Here is a 15,555-nt window from a genome sequence, read left to right as displayed (position 1 = left end):
GTCTAGGACCGGCGGGCCCGCGGGCTCCAGTGGTTTTCCGGGGTGTGCGGCGGCTCAGCGCCGCCTGGTCCACACGTCGTCCTCCGGGGCCCGCGCCGGCGGGGCCGGGGGCGCGGGGGCCGCGCCGTGGCGCGGCCGGTACCCGGCGTCGGGCACGCGCTCGCTGTCGGGCGGGGCGGGGGTCGCGTGGACCGGGCGCCGCGCGTAGTCGGGGCGCTCCTCGTCCACCCCGAGGAGGAGGAAGAGGCTGCAGACCAGCAGGAAGACGAACAGGCCCGTCATCATGGGCAGCAGCAGGTCCGTGGTGCTCGCCCCGGGCGGGGGGCCGTAGCGGTTCAGGCGCGAGGGCTCGATGTGGACCCCCAGCATGCCGGTGTAGTGCATGGAGGTCACCGCGACGGCCATCACCGGCGAGGCCAGGAGGATGGCGGTCATGCCGCGCAGCCGGGACGCGCACCACAGGGCGCTGGTGGCCGCGACCAGGGCGATCGCACTCGCCAGCGCGACGTAGACGGGGTCGTGGTGGAGTTCGCCGTGGACGCTCATCGACGCCATGCCGGTGTAGTGCATGGCGACGATGCCGGCCCCGGCGACGAGCCCGCCGAGCAGCAGGGTGGACGTCCTCTGCCGCGAGATCGTGATGGTGAGGGCGACGCCCATGACCAGGACGGCGGTGACGCCGCTGACGACGGTGAGCAGGGCGTCGTAGCGGATCGAGGTGCCGACGGGGGAGAACCCCATCATGGCGATGAAGTGCATGGACCAGAGGGCCATGCCGCCGAGGGAGAGGGATGCCAGGGCCAGCCACTGCCACCGCGTGAAGGTCTTCGACCGGCGGGCACGGGCGGCGAAAGCCAGACCGAGGAACGAACCGATGGCCGAGACCGTGAAGGCGATGATGGGGGTGAGCCAGTCCTGGGTGGGGAGATCGACCACAACTCGCTACTTTCTATGACCTGAGTCACAAATCGACCCAGGTTATGGATAGTAGGGATGCTCAGGATGGGACACCAGGGGTTTGAGAAAACCCGGGTGGCCTGATGTGGCCATTCATCACCCGGCGGCGGCCGAAGGCCTCAGGCGGGGCGGTCCCAGGCGCTGCCGGTGCTGTGGCGCGCGGTGTAGCGGCCCCTCTCCCCGCCCGGGAGCGCCGGGACGGGCGCGGGTTCGCCGTCGTGCCGGGCGGTCCGCGCCCCGCGGCGCGGCTCGGAGTCGTCGACGCCGAGCATCAGCAGGAGGCTGCACACCAGGAGGAAGACGAACAGGCCCACGACCAGGGGCAGGAGCAGTTCCGGGGCGGTCGAGCCCGGCACCGCGCCCGGGTTCCGGGCGTCGTCCACGGTGACGTGCACGCCGAACATGCCGGTGTAGTGCATGGAGGTCACCGCGATGCCCATCACCAGGGAGGCGAGCAGGATCGACACGACGCCCCTGAGCCGCTGGGTGAACCACAGGGCCGCGGTCGCGGCGAGCAGGGCGACGGCGCCGGCCAGTCCCACGAACAGCGGGTCGTGCCCGAGGTGGCCGTGCATGTTGATGGACGCCATGCCCAGGTAGTGCATGGCGACGATCCCGCTCCCGGCGATGGCGCCGCCCGCCAGGAGCCACCCCGTCCCGCGGCGGATGACCGTCAGGTACTGGGCCAGCCCCATGGCCAGCACCGCGAGGAGGCCGCTGGCGACGGTGAGGGTCGCGTCGTAGCGAATAGCCAGGCCCGGGACGTGGAACCCGAGCATGGCGATGAAGTGCATCGACCACACGGCGGTGCCGCCGAGGCAGAGGGCGCTGAACACCAGCCAGGTGGCGCGGCCGGCCCCGCGGGCGTTCCGGGCGCGGGCGGCGAACATGAGGCCGACGAAGGAGCCGATGACCGACACCGCGTAGGCGACCGCGGGGGTCAGGGCCCCGTGGGTGAAGTGCTCGACCATGGCCTGCGGCTCCGGGGGTGTGGGGAGGGAGTCCTGTTCAGGCCAATCCTAGGGAGGCCGGTGCCGGTCGGGGACGGGTTCGGGCCGCATCGTGCGATCACGGTGGGCGGTCGCGGCGCAAGGGTCCTTGGTCCTGAGGGCATGTGGCGGACGGTAGCCGCAGACTGTGTGACGCCAAACACACCGGGGAGGCCGTTCCGGGAGCGCCGGCCGCCTCCCCGCCCCGCCGTCCCGCGCCCGTGCCGGGCGCGGGTGCGGGGACCGTTCACGGGGGCGGGACCGCCGGGGACGGTCCCGCGTCGCGCGCGCTAGGCGCGCAGGCCGCCGAAGGCGATCCGGGCGAGGGTGTCGGCGACCTCCTCCGAGGCCAGGCCCCGGTCCGGCTTGTACCACTCCACCAGCGAGTTGACCATGCCGAACAGCAGGCGGGCGGCGACCGCCGGGTCGACGTCGCTGCGGATGTCGCCGTCGACGATCCCCTCGCGCACCAGGTCGGCGATCAGGTGGTCGAACTCGCGGCGCCGCTCCAGCGCGCGCTTCTCCACCTCCGTGTTCCCGCGCACGCGCAGCAGGAGGGTCACGTGGGGCAGCTCCTCCACCAGGACGCGGACGCTGCCGCGCAGCACGTGGTCGAGCCGGTCGATGGCCGGGCCGGTCGTCGAGCCCTCCTCGCGGGTGACCGCGAACAGGGCGTCCATCGCCAGGTCCAGGGAGCGGCGCAGCAGTTCGGTCTTGCCGGTGACGTGGTGGTAGATCGCCGACTTGGTCACGCCCAGGGCGCGCGCCAGGTCCTCCATGCTCGTGCCGTCGTACCCGCGCTCGTTGAACACGCGCGCGGCGACGCGCAGGACGGAGTCGGCGTCGTGGCCGGGGCGACCGGAGCGCCGCCGGCCCGCCCCGCGGCGGGAGGACGCTGGTTCGGGAGGGGAAGTTCGGGACACGGTTGTCGAATCTACCTGGTGGAGGGCGCCGGTGCGCGGGTCCGGCCGGGAGCGCCCCCGTCTCCGGCGGTCCGCGCGAGGACGCGGTGACCCGCCGGACGGTCGGTCGGTCATGGCGGGCGGACGCCGCCCGCGCCCGCGGAGGCCCGCGCCGCCCTGAGCCTCCGCCGACGGGTTCCGCCCGCCGCCCGGGGGAGACACGCTTGGTCCAAGGATTGCCCCGGCGGGATTGTCCGCCGCTCCGACCAGGCGTAGCTTCGGCCTCATCGTCACAGGTACGGGCGGTACCGCGCCCGCGCCCACCCGACCCTGAGCGAGGCAGCATGGCGATCGTCCAGAAAGCCGCCCCACGGAGGGCGACGATCACCGAGGGCCACGACGCGGACCGCAGGCGGCAGAGGCTCGACCGGGGCAACACCCGGTGGCGCACCTTCGGCTCCGTCCATCCGCGCCAGGGCTCCGGCCGCAGGCGCGAACTGCTCGAACACCAGGCGCCCCGGGTGTCCGTCCTGTCCTGCGCCGATTCCCGCGTGCCGCCCGAGATGGTCTTCGACCAGGGGCTCGGCGACATGTTCACGACCCGGTCGGCGGGCCAGGTGCTGGACTCGTCGGTGCTCGGCACGCTCGTCTACGGGGTGGACGCGTTCGACACGGAGCTCCTGGTCGTGTTGGGCCACGACTCGTGCGGGGCCGTGAAGGCGGCCGTCGAGGCCCTCCGGACGGGTGAACTGCCGCCGGGCAACCTCGGCTACCTCGTGGGGCAGGTCCTGGAGGTCGTGGAGACGGTGCCGGAGCAGGAGACGGAGAAGGCCTTCCTCGACGCCTGCGTGCGGGCCAACGCCCGCGCCGTCGCCGAGCAGCTGCGGCACGAGCCCGGCCTCCGGGAGGCGGTCGCGGCCGGGCGCATGAAGGTCGAACCCGCGCGCTACGACCTCAGGCGCTCCCGCGTGGAGTGGCTGGACGACGCGTCCGGGGGCGAAGGGGGGATCCCGGCGCCGAGAGCCCGGACCGGGTGAAGGCGCAGGTGGACCAGGACGGGCGAACGGCCGCACGGAGAATTCCGGGCGGCCGTTCGCCTGTCCGAATGGGGGCGGTTGTGATTGTCGTTACCTGAGTGGTGTTCTGTGGCGCTAGGGATCCATTAAAAAACTTGGAGAGGTTAGCGGCTTAAGGGTAATTTGGTCCTCGTTTGGCGGCATTGGTCTCTAATGTCGCTAGTCGAGAAGGGAAAACCCCCATGGCCATCACCCGTCGCGGCGCCTTACGCGCATCCCTCATCGGCGGAGTCGGGGCAGCGGTCGCCACCGCAGCCCCCGCCTCCGCCTGGGCGGTCCCCATGCCCTCGCCCTCCCCCGGCCCCCAGGACGCGGCCTCGGCCCTCCGGCTCCTCAAGGAGGGCAACCGCCGCTGGAAGCGCATCGCATCCCGCCACCCCAACGAGGGGGCGGCCCGCAGGGCGGAGATGGCCGTCGGGCAGAACCCGTTCGCCGTCGTCCTCGGATGCGCGGACTCCAGGGTCGCCCCGGAACTGGTCTTCGACCGGGGGCTCGGCGACCTCTTCACCATCCGGTCCGCCGGCCAGGTCCTGGACTCCTCCGTCCTCGGCAGCATCAGCTACGCGGCCGAGCACCTGGCGGTCCCGCTCATCGTCGTCCTCGGCCACGCCTCCTGCGGAGCGGTCGGCGCGGCCGTGGAGGCGCACCGCACCGGGCAGGTCCCGCACGGCCACGTCGGCTACCTCGTGGAGCAGATCCTGCCGGTCGTCGACGCCACGCCGGACGACGGGGGCGACTTCGTTGACGCCTGCGTGCGGGCCAACGCCGAGCACATCACCGGCCTGCTCCGCCAGGACGCCGACCTGCGCGACCTGGTCGACACGGGCCGCCTGGACATCGTCCCCGCCCGGTACGACCTGGAGACCTCGGCGGTGTCCTGGCTCTGACGCCGCGGGCGTCCGTTCCGGGGCGTAGGGCCTGAAAGCCGCACAGGACAAAAAAGGTGATCGACCGGATTCTTCCGGTCGATCACTGTCGTTCTCGGGTCTGGGAGGCACGTTCCCCTCAAGGGATTTTCGGCAGTAAATGACATGCAGGGCCTCCTATCAGGCAAAACAAAACACATGACGCAAAAACCTGCAGATTCGCGAGAATAGCCTTATTCTCGTGGTGTCCGCAAAGGACTGCCTGATTCACAGCGGGCCGGTCGCCGAACGGCCCCTTTCTCGTAAAGGACCGCCGTGCGCGCCTTCGACCAGCAGATGCGGGAGATGCTCCAGACCCCGGGAGTGCACAGTGTCGGCCTCGTCGACTGGCGGGGCGGCCGCACCCTGGCACGCGTCGGCGCGGACGACCGCTCGGACGACGCCGAGGCGATCCTGAGGGCCGTCCACGGCGGTCCGCTGTGGGCCGTCGGGGACCTGGAGGACATGGTCGTCACCGGGACCGACCGCTGCCTGCTGCTCGCCGTGCTCGACGACCCCGACCTGTGCCTCCAGGTGTGGATGGCACGGGACGAGGGCAACCTCGGCTACGCCCTGCGGCGCCTGAGGCGGCTCGCCCGCACGGTCGCGGTGCCTTCGCCGCCCCGCCCAGGGCAGGACGGCGACCTGCCTCCCCGCCGCGGCGGCGACCCCGCCCGTCCCCCCGCCCGGGCCGCCGCGTCCGTGGACCGCCGGGTCCTGGAACGGGTCCTCACCGCGCTCCGCACCCTGTCCGCCGACCGTCCCCGGCCGGACGTGGGGGTCGCATGACCTCAGGAGCCTCGCCCCGGCGGGGCGTACAGGGGCCCCGCCGGTGGATGGCCGACCTGAAGGCCCGGCGCCGACCTACACCCAGGAGAGAGAAGGACATGCCGAACATCGAATCCGGTCTCAAGGACATGATGCAGATCGAGGGGGCCATCGGCGCCGCCGTCGTCGACTACAGCAGCGGAATGGCGCTGGGCACCCTCTCGTCCACGAACACCCTCGACCTCACCGTCGCCGCGGCGGGCAACACCGAGGTGGTCCGCGCGAAGATGCGGACCATGGACCAGTTGGGCCTCAACGACGCGATCGAGGACATCCTCATCACCCTGTCCGGCCAGTACCACGTCATCCGGCCGCTCACCAGCCGCAAGGGGCAGGGCCTCTTCCTGTACCTGGCGCTGGACCGCGCCCGTGGCAACCTCGCCCTGGCCAGACACAGGCTCAAGGGCATCGAGGGGGATCTGGAGGTCTGAGCATTCCCAGGGGCCGAGGCGATGGGGGAGAATGCCGGTGTCAACCCCCCGACGCCGCAGGGAGCCCGGTATGTTCCGGATCGTGATCAGCCGCCTCACCCACGACGGACTGCACGTCACCCCAGAGCAGCACAGGACGGCCATGTCCGTCGACGAGGCGGTCCTGGCCGTACGGCAGCACCTGCCCACCGCCGACACCGGGGCCCTGCGCGGCGACGCGGTGCAGACCTCCGTCAACCGGGTCAACGACTTCCGGCGCGACGTCCGCACCGGTGACGGCGACCGCTTCCGCGTGGTGATCGCCCCCATGATGTGACCGGGCCCGCCGCGGCCCCCGACGGCGGCGGGGCCGTCCCTCCCCGGGAGGATGCGGGGAGGGACGGCCCCGGGCCCGGCGCGGGCGCGGCCGGGCGGTGCCGTCAGTCCGAGCCGAAGGCCGAGTCGAAGGACGACTCCGGCGGGTCGTAGGCGTGGGAGCGGACGAAGTCGACCGCCTCCGCCGCCCCGACCAGGCGGTCCATGCCCGCGTCCTCCCACTCCACCGAGATCGGCCCCTCGTAGCCGATCGCGTTCAGCGTGCGGAAGCAGTCCTCCCAGGGGACGTCCCCGTGCCCGGTCGACACGAAGTCCCAGCCCCGGCGGGGGTCGCCCCACGGCAGGTGGGAGCCGAGCCGGCCGTTGCGGCCGTTGCCCGTGCGCCTGCGGGTGTCCTTGCAGTCCACGTGGTAGATCCGGTCGCGGAAGTCCCAGAGGAACCCGGCCGGGTCGATGTCCTGCCACACCATGTGGCTGGGGTCCCAGTTCAGGCCGAACGCGGGCCGGTGGCCGACGGCCTCCAGGGCCTTGTGGGCGGACCAGTAGTCGTAGGCGATCTCGGAGGGGTGCACCTCGAGCGCGAACCGCACTCCCACCTCGTCGAACACGTCCAGGACGGGGTTCCACCGGTCGGCGAAGTCCCGGTAGCCGGCCTCGATGACGTCCTCGCCCACCGGCGGGAACATCGCCACGTACTTCCAGATCGCCGAACCGGTGAAGCCCACGACCGTGGACACGCCGAGCCTCGCGGCGGCGCGGGCGGTCGTCTTCATCTCCTCGGCGGCCCTTCGCCGCACGCCCTCCGGGTCCCCGTCGCCCCACACGCGGGAGGGCAGGATGTCCCGGTGCCGGTGGTCGATGGGGTCGTCGCAGACCGCCTGTCCGAGCAGGTGGTTGGAGATCGCCCACAGGCCCAGGCCGTGGCGCTCGAGGACGTCGAGCCTGTCGCGCACGTAGTCGTCGTCCACGGCGGCCCGCGTGACGTCGAGGTGGTCGCCCCAGCAGGCGACCTCCAGGCCGTCGTAGCCCCACGAGGAGGCCAGGGAGCACACCTCCTCGAAGGGCAGGTCGGCCCACTGGCCGGTGAAAAGGGTGACTGGTCGCGGCATGTTCGCTGTCTCCGTGGTCGGGGGGTCGTCGGTGGGTTGCGGATCAGTGGTCGTCGCCGTGCCCGTCCGCGGGCGCGGGGTCCCCGCCGCCCTCCTCCGCTCCGTCGGGCCGGAGCGCGCCGGGGACGGCGGGCAGGTACAGGTGGACGTGCTCCCCGCCGGCCTCCAGGCTCAGCAGGTCGAGCTGGGTGGCGGCGGCCGACCAGGAGACGACCGCCTCGTTGCGCAGGTCCATGGCGATGTGCAGCACGTCCATGCGCAGCTCCTCGTCCTCGGCCTGCGCCGCCTTGGCGTAGGTCTCCACCGCCATGGACAGGAGGCGGACGGACGAGGTCAGCCCGGTGTGGGCGACGCTGTGGGAGGGCCTGTCGGACGGCGGGTCGCCGAAGTGCCCGGCGGCCTCCTGGACGCCGGTCCGCCAGGAGTTGACGGTCGCGGCGTCGGTCGTGTCCAGCGGCGGGTGCGATCCGTCGGTGGGCAGGAACTCCTCCATGTCCTCCACGATCGGTGTCAGGCCCTCCACGGCCATGCGGGTGTGCTCGACGAGGTCGTCGACCGGTGCGGCGGCGGCCTCCCCGGCGGGGGCGGCGGCGGAGCCGGCGCCGTCACGGCCGAGGAAGACCACGGAGGCGGCGACGAGCGCGCCGACCAGGACGAGCGAGCAGGCCGTCAGCCACCATGTGGCGGCCGTGGCGGGGGCTGCCCCGTCCTGCGTCTCGGGCACCGTGTCGGAGGGGGGTTTGCGTGTGGACATCGTGACGTCTCCTCGGGAAGAGTGGAGCCGCCCGACTTCAGATGGCGCTTTCCGGTGAGCGCGGCACCGAGCGGGGGTGAGGGCTTGCGGCCCGGCCCGGGCGCCGCGGTCCGTGGTGCGGTCACGGCCGCGAGCGGTTCGCTCCGACGCACGGCGTCTCCCTTCAGGAGGTCAGTGAACGCAGGTGGGCCAGGCCGTCGACGGCGATCGCGTCCTGCGACGCCGCCAGGGGTCGCCAGACGGAGGCCGCCGTGGCGATGCTGGCATTGTCCGCCGTGAACGATTCGATGACCAGGGGGCCGTCGTAACCCGCCGCGTCCAGCGAGGCCAGGATGCCGCGCCAGTCCAGGTGGTCGGCCCCCGGCGCGCCCCGGTCGTTCGCGCACACCTGCACGTGCTTGATCCGCCCGGCGGCCCGGCCGATCGCCGCCGCCACGTCCTGCTCCTCGATGTTCATGTGGTAGACGTCCAGGGCCAGGCCGCAGTGCTCGGCCGGCAGGTCCGCGAGCATCGCCATGCCCTGGTCGACCGTGTTGACCAGGCTCGTCTCGTACCGGTTGAGCGGCTCGACCGCCACACAGACCCCCGTGGCCGAGGCGTGCCCGACCACGGGGGCGAGCCCCTCGACCAGTTCCGCACCGGCCCGCCGGCGCTCGTCCGGGGACAGCCTCCACGTGCGGCCGACCGAGGCGTAGGCCGGGCCGGCGACGACGGGGGAGCCGACCGTCGCCGCCGCGTCCACGACCCGCTTGAGGTAGTCCTGCGTGGCCGAGCGGGTGGCCGGGTCGGTCGCGACGAGCTCCCGCCCCGGTCCCATGACCAGCACGACGGTGGCGCCGAGCCCCAGCCCGTCCAGCAGCGCCCGTGCGCGCCGGGGGTCCCAGTCGCCGACCTGTTCGACCGGGAGCTCGATCACGTCGAACCCCCACTCCGCCACGCGGGGGGCGATCCGCTCCAGCCCGGCGTCGGTCAGGGGCGACGTCCACACCCAGGTGTTGACCCCCAGCGCGCGCATCTACCGGTCCGTCCAGGCCTCGGGGAAGCCCGGCAGGTCCTCGCCGCCGAACTTCGCGTAGTGCAGCGACGGCATGTCGGCGTTGCGCTCCAGGTACTCGGGCAGCTCGTCCTGGGTGATGGGCGCCTGCGGGAGGATCCACTCCGAGGGGACCTCCTCGCCGGCGAGGATCATGCTCGCGGCGAGGACCGGCGTACGCCACTGGAAGTTGGAGTAGACCGGCGCGATGGCGGTGAGGCCCTCCTCGTCCCACTTGCGCATGAAGCTCAGCTCGTCCTCGCCCGCGATCACCGGGTAGGGCTGACCCGCGTCCTCGAAGGCCTCCAGGCCGGCGACGGCCCCGTCGCCCGCGTCCATCCAGATGCCGTCGATCTCGCCGCGCTGGAGGTGCTGGGAGACCAGGTCCTTGATCCTGGCCCCGTCGCCCTCGGTGAACTCGTCGGCGACCACGTTGAGCTCGCTGGCGCCGAAGATCTCCTGGGCGGCGGCCCAGCGGTGCTCGAGGACGTCGACGCCGGGCAGGATGCGCAGCGCCAGCACGTTCGAGCCGGGCTCCAGGTTGTCGACCAGGAACTCCGCGGCGTCCGCCCCATAGGCGTAGCCGCCGATCGGGTGGATGAACGTGACCATGCAGTCGGAGTTCACCCCGCGGTCGAAGACCACGACCGGGACACCGCTCTCGCACGCGGTCTCCACCGCCGGGGTCAGGGTGGCGGTGGTGGACGGCGAGATGATGATGGCGTCGCAGTCCCCGGAGTCCACGAACGCCTGGATGTCGGAGATCTGCTGGTTGTCGTCGTCCGCGGCGTCGGACACCCGGAAGTCACCGATGGCGCCCTCCTCCTGGAGGGCCTCCACCTGCTGTTCCATGGTGATGAAGCCGGTGACCCGCCACGGGTTGGACACCGAGGCGTTGGAGAAGCACAGGGTGGCGTCCTCGGGGGAGTCGTGGGCGAACTCGGAGGTGTCGATCCACTCCGGCTCGATCGCCTGCATCCACGGCTCGTCCTCGGGACCCTCCGGGGTGATCTCGCGCTGGGCGAGCTGGGCGTCGTACTCGGCCTGGTCGAACCACTCCTCGCTGGGGGCGAGCTCGCTGCCGCCCTCCTCGCCGGCGGCGCCGTCCTCCGGCGCGTCGGTCGTACACGCCGTGAGCATCAGTGTCAGGCCGGCGGCGCCGGCGAGCAGCACGCGGGGGACGCGCATGGTTACCTCCTGGAAGTGCCGAGCGGCCGCTCGGTCGGATGGTCCGGTCGCCGTCGCAGGCGCTCCGGCAGTCGAAGGTCGCCCCGGCGGGCCGCATAGGCCACCGCGGCGATGATGATGACTCCCTGCACCGTCGGCTGGATGGTCGAGGGCAGGTAGAGCTGGTTGAACAGGGTGAACAGCGCCTCCACGGTGACGGCGCCCAGGACGGCGGCGACCACCGTGCCGCGGCCTCCGCCCAGGACCACCCCGCCCAGGACGACGGCGGTGATGGCGGTGAACTCCAGGCCCTGCCCCACCTGCGCCGTGACCCCGGCGTACCCGCCGATGAGGACCGCGGCGACGGTGGCCAGGAGGGAGGAGCCGACGAAGGCCAGCGTGCGCACCCGCCACACCCGCACCCCGGAGAACGCCGCGGCGACGTCGTTGTCGCCGGTCGCGATGAGGGAGCGGCCGTAGGGCGAGCGCATCAGGAGCACCCCGGCGACGGCGATGACGGCCGCGATCACCAGCGCCCACGGGAGCTGGCCGAGGAAGGGCAGGTCCTCGACGCCGCCCCGGCCGGGGACGCGGAAGGCCTCCGACAGGGCGCCGGTGGGCGCACCCCCGGTCCAGTACCGGACGGCCCCGAACAGGATGAGCATCGTGCCCAGGGTGGTGATGATCGAGGGCACCCTCAGCAGGGTCGTGACGAGGCCGTTGACCAGGCCGACCAGCAGGCCGAAGGCCAGCATCACGCCGATCACCGGCAGGGTCATGGCCTCCTCCCCGTCGATGAGGCGGGCCGCGATCACCACCTGGGCCCCGACCAGCGAGCCGACCGAGAGGTCGAACTCGCCGGAGACGATCACGAGGTACTGGCCGATCGCGAGGATCACCAGCGGTGCGGCCTTCTTGGCGAACGCCATCAGCGGCGGGCCCTCGAAGAACGACGGGTTCTGGGTGGCGATGACCGCGAAGATCAGCGCCAGCAGCAGGGCGACGGTCGGGGCGCCTCCCCGGCCCAGCGCCGCGAGCGCGCCCGGGACGCGTCCGCGGGGTGCGGGGGGAGCGGTCGTGGGCGAGGTCATCGGCGGCCTCCCAGGGGTTCCGGCTCGGGTCGGGGCCCGGGATCGGGGGCGGGCGGCGGCGGGGCGCCGCCGGAGGGGAAGCGGACCCGGACGGCGGCACGCGAGTGCCTGCCCCGGGCGTAGACGGCGACGGCGGCGATGACGATCACGCCGCGCATCACGTCCTTGACGAACGGGTCGACGCCCAGGACGTTGAACACCGTGTCGAGCGTGGCGAGGATGAACACCCCGGCGATCGTCCCGGCCACGCCTCCCCGCCCGCCGAGCAGGTAGGTGCCGCCCAGGACGACGGCGGCGATGGCCTCCAGCTCGTAGCCGTTGCCGTAGACGGTGGCGCTGCCCGTGCCGAACCTGGCGGCCAGCAGCAGGCCCGCCACCCCGGCGGTGACGGAGCACAGCACGTGCGCGGTGACGGTGGGGATCCCGGCGCGGACGCCGGAGAGCCGCGCGACCTCGGCGTCGCCGCCGACCGCGTACATGTGGTAGCCCGTGCGGGTGCGGTGCAGGAACAGCACGGCGGCCGCGGCGAGGCCCAGCATGACGAGGGTGGAGACCGGCAGGACGCCGATCCGCGTGTAGCCGAAGGTCTGGAAGGCGGCGGGGATCGCCCCGGCGGGGCCCTGGAAGTTGGTGTCCAGGTAGCCCTTGATGATCAACCCCATCCCCAGCGTGGTGATGAACGGGTTGACCCGCAGCCGGGTCACCACGAGGCCGTTGGCCAGGCCGATCAGCGCGGCCAGGCCCAGGGCCGCCCCGACGCCGAGCAGGATCCGGGAGGGGTCGCCCGCCATGGTGGTCGCCGCGACCACCGTGGAGAGCGCGGCGACGTAGCCGACCGACAGGTCGAGGGACCGGCACAGGATGACGAGGGTCTGGCCGATGGCCAGGAACCCGAGCAGGCTGCTGCGGGTGAACAGGTCGACCGTGTTGGCGGTGGTGAACAGGTTGCCGCCGCGCGTGGCGACGTAGACGGCGCTCGCCGCGAGCAGCAGCACCAGGGCCAGGTAGACCGGGCCCGTGGTGCCGAGCCGGGACCACAGGCCCCGGACGGAGGTGGTGGCGCGTGTCACGGTGCGGCCTCCTCGTGCCGTGCGGGGGAGCCGCCGCCGCTGTCGGGGCCGGGACCGCTGCCGCTGTCGGTGTGGCGCACGGCGCCGGGGGGAGGGCCGGAGCCGAGGTCGTTCTCGGGGCGGCGGCCGGGGCCGGCGGCCCGGCCGGCACCGTCGCCGGAGCGGGGCCCGGCCGCGGCGCCGCCGGAGAGCGGGGCCGCGACGCGGGGGTCCCCGGCGGCCGGGGCGTCCGCCCGCGGGTCGCCGTGGGAACCGGTGGCCATGGCCATCACGGCCTCCTCGGTCGACCCCCCGGGGAGCTCGCCCGCGATCCGCCCGTCCGCCAGGACGACCAGCCGGTCGGCCATCCCGATCAGCTCGGGGAGTTCGGAGGAGATCAGCACGATCGCCGCCCCGGACGCCGCGAGCTCGCGCATCAGCCGGTAGACGGCCTGCTTGGCGCCCACGTCGATGCCGCGGGTGGGCTCGTCGAGGACGATCACGCCGGGTTCGGTGGCCAGCCACTTGGCCAGGACCACCTTCTGCTGGTTGCCCCCCGACAGGTACCGGACCTCCTGGTCGTTGCCGCCGCGCGTCACCAGCTCCAGGGAGGAGAGGATGCCGGGCAGCCGCCGGACCCGGCGGGCCGACCCGAACGGCAGGACCGCGTCCAGGACGAGGCGGCCGTTGGCGGTGACGGACTGGTTCAGCGCCAGTCCCTGCGCCTTGCGGTCCTCGGTCACCAGGACCAGCCCGGCGCGCACCGCCCGGCGCGGGGAGCGGGGATCGATCCGCCTGCCGTCCACGGCGACCTCGCCGCGGGTGAAGCGGGCGATGCCGAACAGGGCGTGGGCGACCTCGGTGCGGCCGCTGCCCTGGAGGCCCCCGAGCCCCAGGATCTCCCCGCCGCGCACCTCGAACCCGATCCCGTCCAGCTGGCTGTTGCCCCCGCCCCTGACCGAGAGCCTGACCTCGCCGACGCGGTCGCCGCGGGGCTCCAGGCGCTCGGGGAAGACCGACGACACCGGTCGGCCGACCATCCGGCGCACCAGCTCCGCGGGCCCGATCCCCTCCGCCGGGACCGTCTCCACCAGGTCGCCGTCCTTGAGGACGGTGATGGTGGCGGCCAGGTCGAAGATCTCCTTCATGCGGTGCGACACGTAGAGGACCGCCACGCCGCGCTCGCGCAGACGGCCGATGATCCGGTACAGGACCTCCACCTCGTGGTCGGCCAGCGCCGCCGTCGGCTCGTCCATCGAGATGATGCGCGCGTCGTGCGACAGCGCCTTGACGATCTCCACGATCTGCTGCTCGGCCACCGACAGGGACCGGACCCTGGTCCAGGGGGCGATGCCCTCCAGGTCGAGGTCGGCGAGCAGCGCGGCGGTGGCCCGCTCCATGGCGCGGCCGTCCACGAGGCCCCTGCGGCGAGGCTCGCGGCCGAGGAACACGTTCTCGGCGACGGTGCGCTCGGGGAGGAGGTTGAACTCCTGGAAGACCGTGGCCACCCCGGCGCGCTGGGCCTGCACGGGGTGCTCGAAGGAGACGCGCGACCCGGCCAGCTCGACGGTGCCCGAGTCCGCCCGGTGCACCCCGGCCAGCACCTTCATCAGGGTGGACTTGCCGGCGCCGTTCTCCCCGACGAGGGCGTGCACCTCCCCCGGGTACAGGTCCAGGTCGATGCCGTGCAGCACGCGCACGCCGAGGAAGGACTTGGTGATCCCCCGCATCCGCAGGAGGGGTTCCGCGGGGGCCGGGGGAGGTGGAGCGGGGGACGCGGGGCCGGGCGGCGGGGAGGCGGTCATACCGCGTCCACCTCCGGGACGTCGACCCAGCGGCGCTCCCGCGCGGAGGCCATGACGGCCTCGGCGATGACGGCGGCGCGCAGGCCGTCGGCGAACACGGGAAGGCCCTCCGGGGCCTGCCCCGCGATGGCCGCGCCCGTGTCGCGGACGAGCGCGTTGAAGCAGTCCTGGTAGCCCTGGGGGTGGCCGACCGGGACGGTGACCAGGCGGGCGGCGTCGGCGCTCAGCGCCGGGTCGTCGCGGGTGATGGTCCCCGTGCGGCCGCGGCTGCCCGCCCAGAGGGTCTCCGGCCGCTCCTGGTCGAAGGCCAGGGAGCCCTCGGTGCCGGAGACCTCCAGGACCAGCTGGTTCTTGCGGCCGGGGGAGACCTGGCTGATCACCGCGCTACCGATGGTGCCGCCGGCCGTGGAGAACTGGAAGGACACCATGTCCTCGGTGGCGACGGGGCGGCCGTCCCGGGTGTCGTTGACGCGGGAGGTCTGGGCGCACACGGTCGCGATGCGGTCGCCGGTGACGAACTCCAGCATGTCGCACCAGTGCGAACCGATGTCGCCGAAGGCCCTGGTGGGCCCGCCGATCTCCGGGTCGACCCGCCAGTTGTCCTCCTCCGGGTAGAGGAGCCAGTCCTGGAGGTAGCCGCCGTGGGCGAGGCTGACGCGGCCGATCGACCCGGAGGCGACCAGGGCGCGGGCCTCGCGGGCCATGGGGTGGAAGCGGTAGGTGAAGGGCACCACGGCGACCCGGCCGGCCTCCCGCGCGGCGGCCACGAGGCTCCTCGCGGTGTCGGCGTCGGTGGCGAGGGGCTTCTCGCAGACGACGTGCTTCCCGGCGGCGAGGGCCGCCAGGCTCAGCGGGGCGTGGAGGTGGTTGGGGGTGCAGACGTGGACGACGTCCACGTCCTCGCGGTGGATGAGTTCGAGGGCGTCGGCGTGCGCGTGGGCGATGCCGTTGGCGAGCCGGAACCCCTCCGCCTTGGCCGGCGAGGAGCCCGCGACCCCGACGACCTCGCCGCCGGCGGCACGGACGGCGTGGGAGTGGACCCGTCCCATGAAGCCGGTGCCGATCACCGCGGCGCGGTAGGCGTTGGGCGTGGTCGTACCGGGTTCGACTGTCTCACCCAGGCTTGTGACCTTTCTCACTGACA

At 73.1% G+C, this 15,555-nt stretch carries 16 protein-coding genes; 5 read left to right on the top strand and 11 right to left on the bottom strand.

What is annotated here, in order from left to right:
* Nucleotides 1-54 precede the first annotated feature (54 nt).
* The 3 genes from ACWGL3_RS16460 to ACWGL3_RS16450 form a co-directional block, all read right to left on the bottom strand.
* Nucleotides 55-936 (bottom strand): MHYT domain-containing protein, encoded by an 882-nt coding sequence (locus ACWGL3_RS16460; RefSeq protein ID WP_344180013.1) that lies wholly within the window; start codon nucleotides 934-936, stop codon nucleotides 55-57.
* Between the two features lie 140 nt (nucleotides 937-1,076).
* The gene (locus ACWGL3_RS16455) at nucleotides 1,077-1,928 is read right to left on the bottom strand and encodes an MHYT domain-containing protein (protein WP_267948046.1); all 852 of its coding nucleotides are present in this window, start codon (nucleotides 1,926-1,928) and stop codon (nucleotides 1,077-1,079) included.
* Between the two features lie 308 nt (nucleotides 1,929-2,236).
* On the bottom strand, nucleotides 2,237-2,869 hold the full coding sequence (locus ACWGL3_RS16450) for a TetR/AcrR family transcriptional regulator (protein WP_378554014.1): 633 nt from the start codon (nucleotides 2,867-2,869) through the stop codon (nucleotides 2,237-2,239).
* Nucleotides 2,870-3,192: 323 nt separating this feature from the next.
* Here ACWGL3_RS16450 and ACWGL3_RS16445 point away from each other — a divergent pair, with 323 nt between their 5' ends.
* The 5 genes from ACWGL3_RS16445 (at nucleotide 3,193) to ACWGL3_RS16425 (ending at nucleotide 6,404) form a co-directional block, all read left to right on the top strand.
* Nucleotides 3,193-3,885 carry a carbonic anhydrase gene (locus tag ACWGL3_RS16445; RefSeq protein WP_267948047.1) on the top strand — a complete coding sequence of 231 codons (693 nt, stop codon included), beginning with the start codon at nucleotides 3,193-3,195 and terminating at the stop codon, nucleotides 3,883-3,885.
* Nucleotides 3,886-4,106: 221 nt separating this feature from the next.
* Complete coding sequence (locus ACWGL3_RS16440; RefSeq protein ID WP_267948048.1) at nucleotides 4,107-4,811, top strand: carbonic anhydrase; 705 nt, start codon at nucleotides 4,107-4,109, stop codon at nucleotides 4,809-4,811.
* A 294-nt stretch (nucleotides 4,812-5,105) separates the two neighbouring features.
* On the top strand, nucleotides 5,106-5,618 hold the full coding sequence (locus tag ACWGL3_RS16435; RefSeq protein ID WP_267948049.1) for a hypothetical protein: 513 nt from the start codon (nucleotides 5,106-5,108) through the stop codon (nucleotides 5,616-5,618).
* 98 nt (nucleotides 5,619-5,716) lie between these two features.
* Nucleotides 5,717-6,088, top strand: a complete 372-nt coding sequence (locus ACWGL3_RS16430) for a hypothetical protein (RefSeq protein ID WP_267948050.1) — start codon at nucleotides 5,717-5,719, stop codon at nucleotides 6,086-6,088.
* Nucleotides 6,089-6,158: 70 nt separating this feature from the next.
* Nucleotides 6,159-6,404: a hypothetical protein gene (locus tag ACWGL3_RS16425; protein WP_267948051.1), complete on the top strand. Its 246-nt coding sequence runs from the start codon at nucleotides 6,159-6,161 to the stop codon at nucleotides 6,402-6,404.
* Nucleotides 6,405-6,507: 103 nt separating this feature from the next.
* On the opposite strand, the gene ACWGL3_RS16420 is transcribed toward ACWGL3_RS16425, so the two are convergent.
* From ACWGL3_RS16420 to ACWGL3_RS16385, 8 genes are all read right to left on the bottom strand, one after another.
* Nucleotides 6,508-7,512 (bottom strand): sugar phosphate isomerase/epimerase family protein, encoded by a 1,005-nt coding sequence (locus ACWGL3_RS16420; protein WP_344180025.1) that lies wholly within the window; start codon nucleotides 7,510-7,512, stop codon nucleotides 6,508-6,510.
* A gap of 43 nt (nucleotides 7,513-7,555) precedes the next feature.
* Nucleotides 7,556-8,266, bottom strand: a complete 711-nt coding sequence (locus ACWGL3_RS16415) for a hypothetical protein (protein WP_267948053.1) — start codon at nucleotides 8,264-8,266, stop codon at nucleotides 7,556-7,558.
* A gap of 163 nt (nucleotides 8,267-8,429) precedes the next feature.
* Nucleotides 8,430-9,281 (bottom strand): sugar phosphate isomerase/epimerase family protein, encoded by an 852-nt coding sequence (locus tag ACWGL3_RS16410; RefSeq protein ID WP_267948054.1) that lies wholly within the window; start codon nucleotides 9,279-9,281, stop codon nucleotides 8,430-8,432.
* Nucleotides 9,282-10,487, bottom strand: coding sequence for a substrate-binding domain-containing protein (locus tag ACWGL3_RS16405; RefSeq protein ID WP_267948055.1), 1,206 nt, complete (start codon nucleotides 10,485-10,487; stop codon nucleotides 9,282-9,284).
* Between the two features lie 2 nt (nucleotides 10,488-10,489).
* On the bottom strand, nucleotides 10,490-11,557 hold the full coding sequence (locus ACWGL3_RS16400; RefSeq protein ID WP_267948056.1) for an ABC transporter permease: 1,068 nt from the start codon (nucleotides 11,555-11,557) through the stop codon (nucleotides 10,490-10,492).
* The gene (locus ACWGL3_RS16395) at nucleotides 11,554-12,627 is read right to left on the bottom strand and encodes an ABC transporter permease (RefSeq protein ID WP_267948057.1); all 1,074 of its coding nucleotides are present in this window, start codon (nucleotides 12,625-12,627) and stop codon (nucleotides 11,554-11,556) included. The genes ACWGL3_RS16400 and ACWGL3_RS16395 overlap by 4 nt, the downstream gene beginning before the upstream one ends.
* The gene (locus ACWGL3_RS16390) at nucleotides 12,624-14,336 is read right to left on the bottom strand and encodes a sugar ABC transporter ATP-binding protein (protein ID WP_452461490.1); all 1,713 of its coding nucleotides are present in this window, start codon (nucleotides 14,334-14,336) and stop codon (nucleotides 12,624-12,626) included. The genes ACWGL3_RS16395 and ACWGL3_RS16390 overlap by 4 nt, the downstream gene beginning before the upstream one ends.
* Before the next feature lie 71 nt (nucleotides 14,337-14,407).
* Nucleotides 14,408-15,550: a Gfo/Idh/MocA family protein gene (locus tag ACWGL3_RS16385; protein ID WP_452461489.1), complete on the bottom strand. Its 1,143-nt coding sequence runs from the start codon at nucleotides 15,548-15,550 to the stop codon at nucleotides 14,408-14,410.
* Between the last annotated feature and the right edge of the window lie 5 nt (nucleotides 15,551-15,555).

The organism is Nocardiopsis sp. NPDC055824, from assembly GCF_053616335.1.
Note: the sequence above shows the minus strand (reverse complement) of the source record. Positions and strands in the feature narration are given on the sequence as shown.

Excerpts from the sequence above, each read along its gene's own strand:
- ACWGL3_RS16440 (WP_267948048.1), top strand. The coding sequence starts at position 4,107 with ATGGCCATCACCCGTCGCGGCGCCTTACGCGCATCCCTCATCGGCGGA.
- ACWGL3_RS16455 (WP_267948046.1), bottom strand. The coding sequence starts at position 1,928 with ATGGTCGAGCACTTCACCCACGGGGCCCTGACCCCCGCGGTCGCCTAC.
- ACWGL3_RS16445 (WP_267948047.1), top strand. The coding sequence starts at position 3,193 with ATGGCGATCGTCCAGAAAGCCGCCCCACGGAGGGCGACGATCACCGAG.
- ACWGL3_RS16405 (WP_267948055.1), bottom strand. The coding sequence starts at position 10,487 with ATGCGCGTCCCCCGCGTGCTGCTCGCCGGCGCCGCCGGCCTGACACTG.
- ACWGL3_RS16390 (WP_452461490.1), bottom strand. The coding sequence starts at position 14,336 with ATGCGGGGGATCACCAAGTCCTTCCTCGGCGTGCGCGTGCTGCACGGC.
- ACWGL3_RS16415 (WP_267948053.1), bottom strand. The coding sequence starts at position 8,266 with ATGTCCACACGCAAACCCCCCTCCGACACGGTGCCCGAGACGCAGGAC.
- ACWGL3_RS16425 (WP_267948051.1), top strand. The coding sequence starts at position 6,159 with ATGTTCCGGATCGTGATCAGCCGCCTCACCCACGACGGACTGCACGTC.
- ACWGL3_RS16420 (WP_344180025.1), bottom strand. The coding sequence starts at position 7,512 with ATGCCGCGACCAGTCACCCTTTTCACCGGCCAGTGGGCCGACCTGCCC.
- ACWGL3_RS16430 (WP_267948050.1), top strand. The coding sequence starts at position 5,717 with ATGCCGAACATCGAATCCGGTCTCAAGGACATGATGCAGATCGAGGGG.
- ACWGL3_RS16400 (WP_267948056.1), bottom strand. The coding sequence starts at position 11,557 with ATGACCTCGCCCACGACCGCTCCCCCCGCACCCCGCGGACGCGTCCCG.
- ACWGL3_RS16410 (WP_267948054.1), bottom strand. The coding sequence starts at position 9,281 with ATGCGCGCGCTGGGGGTCAACACCTGGGTGTGGACGTCGCCCCTGACC.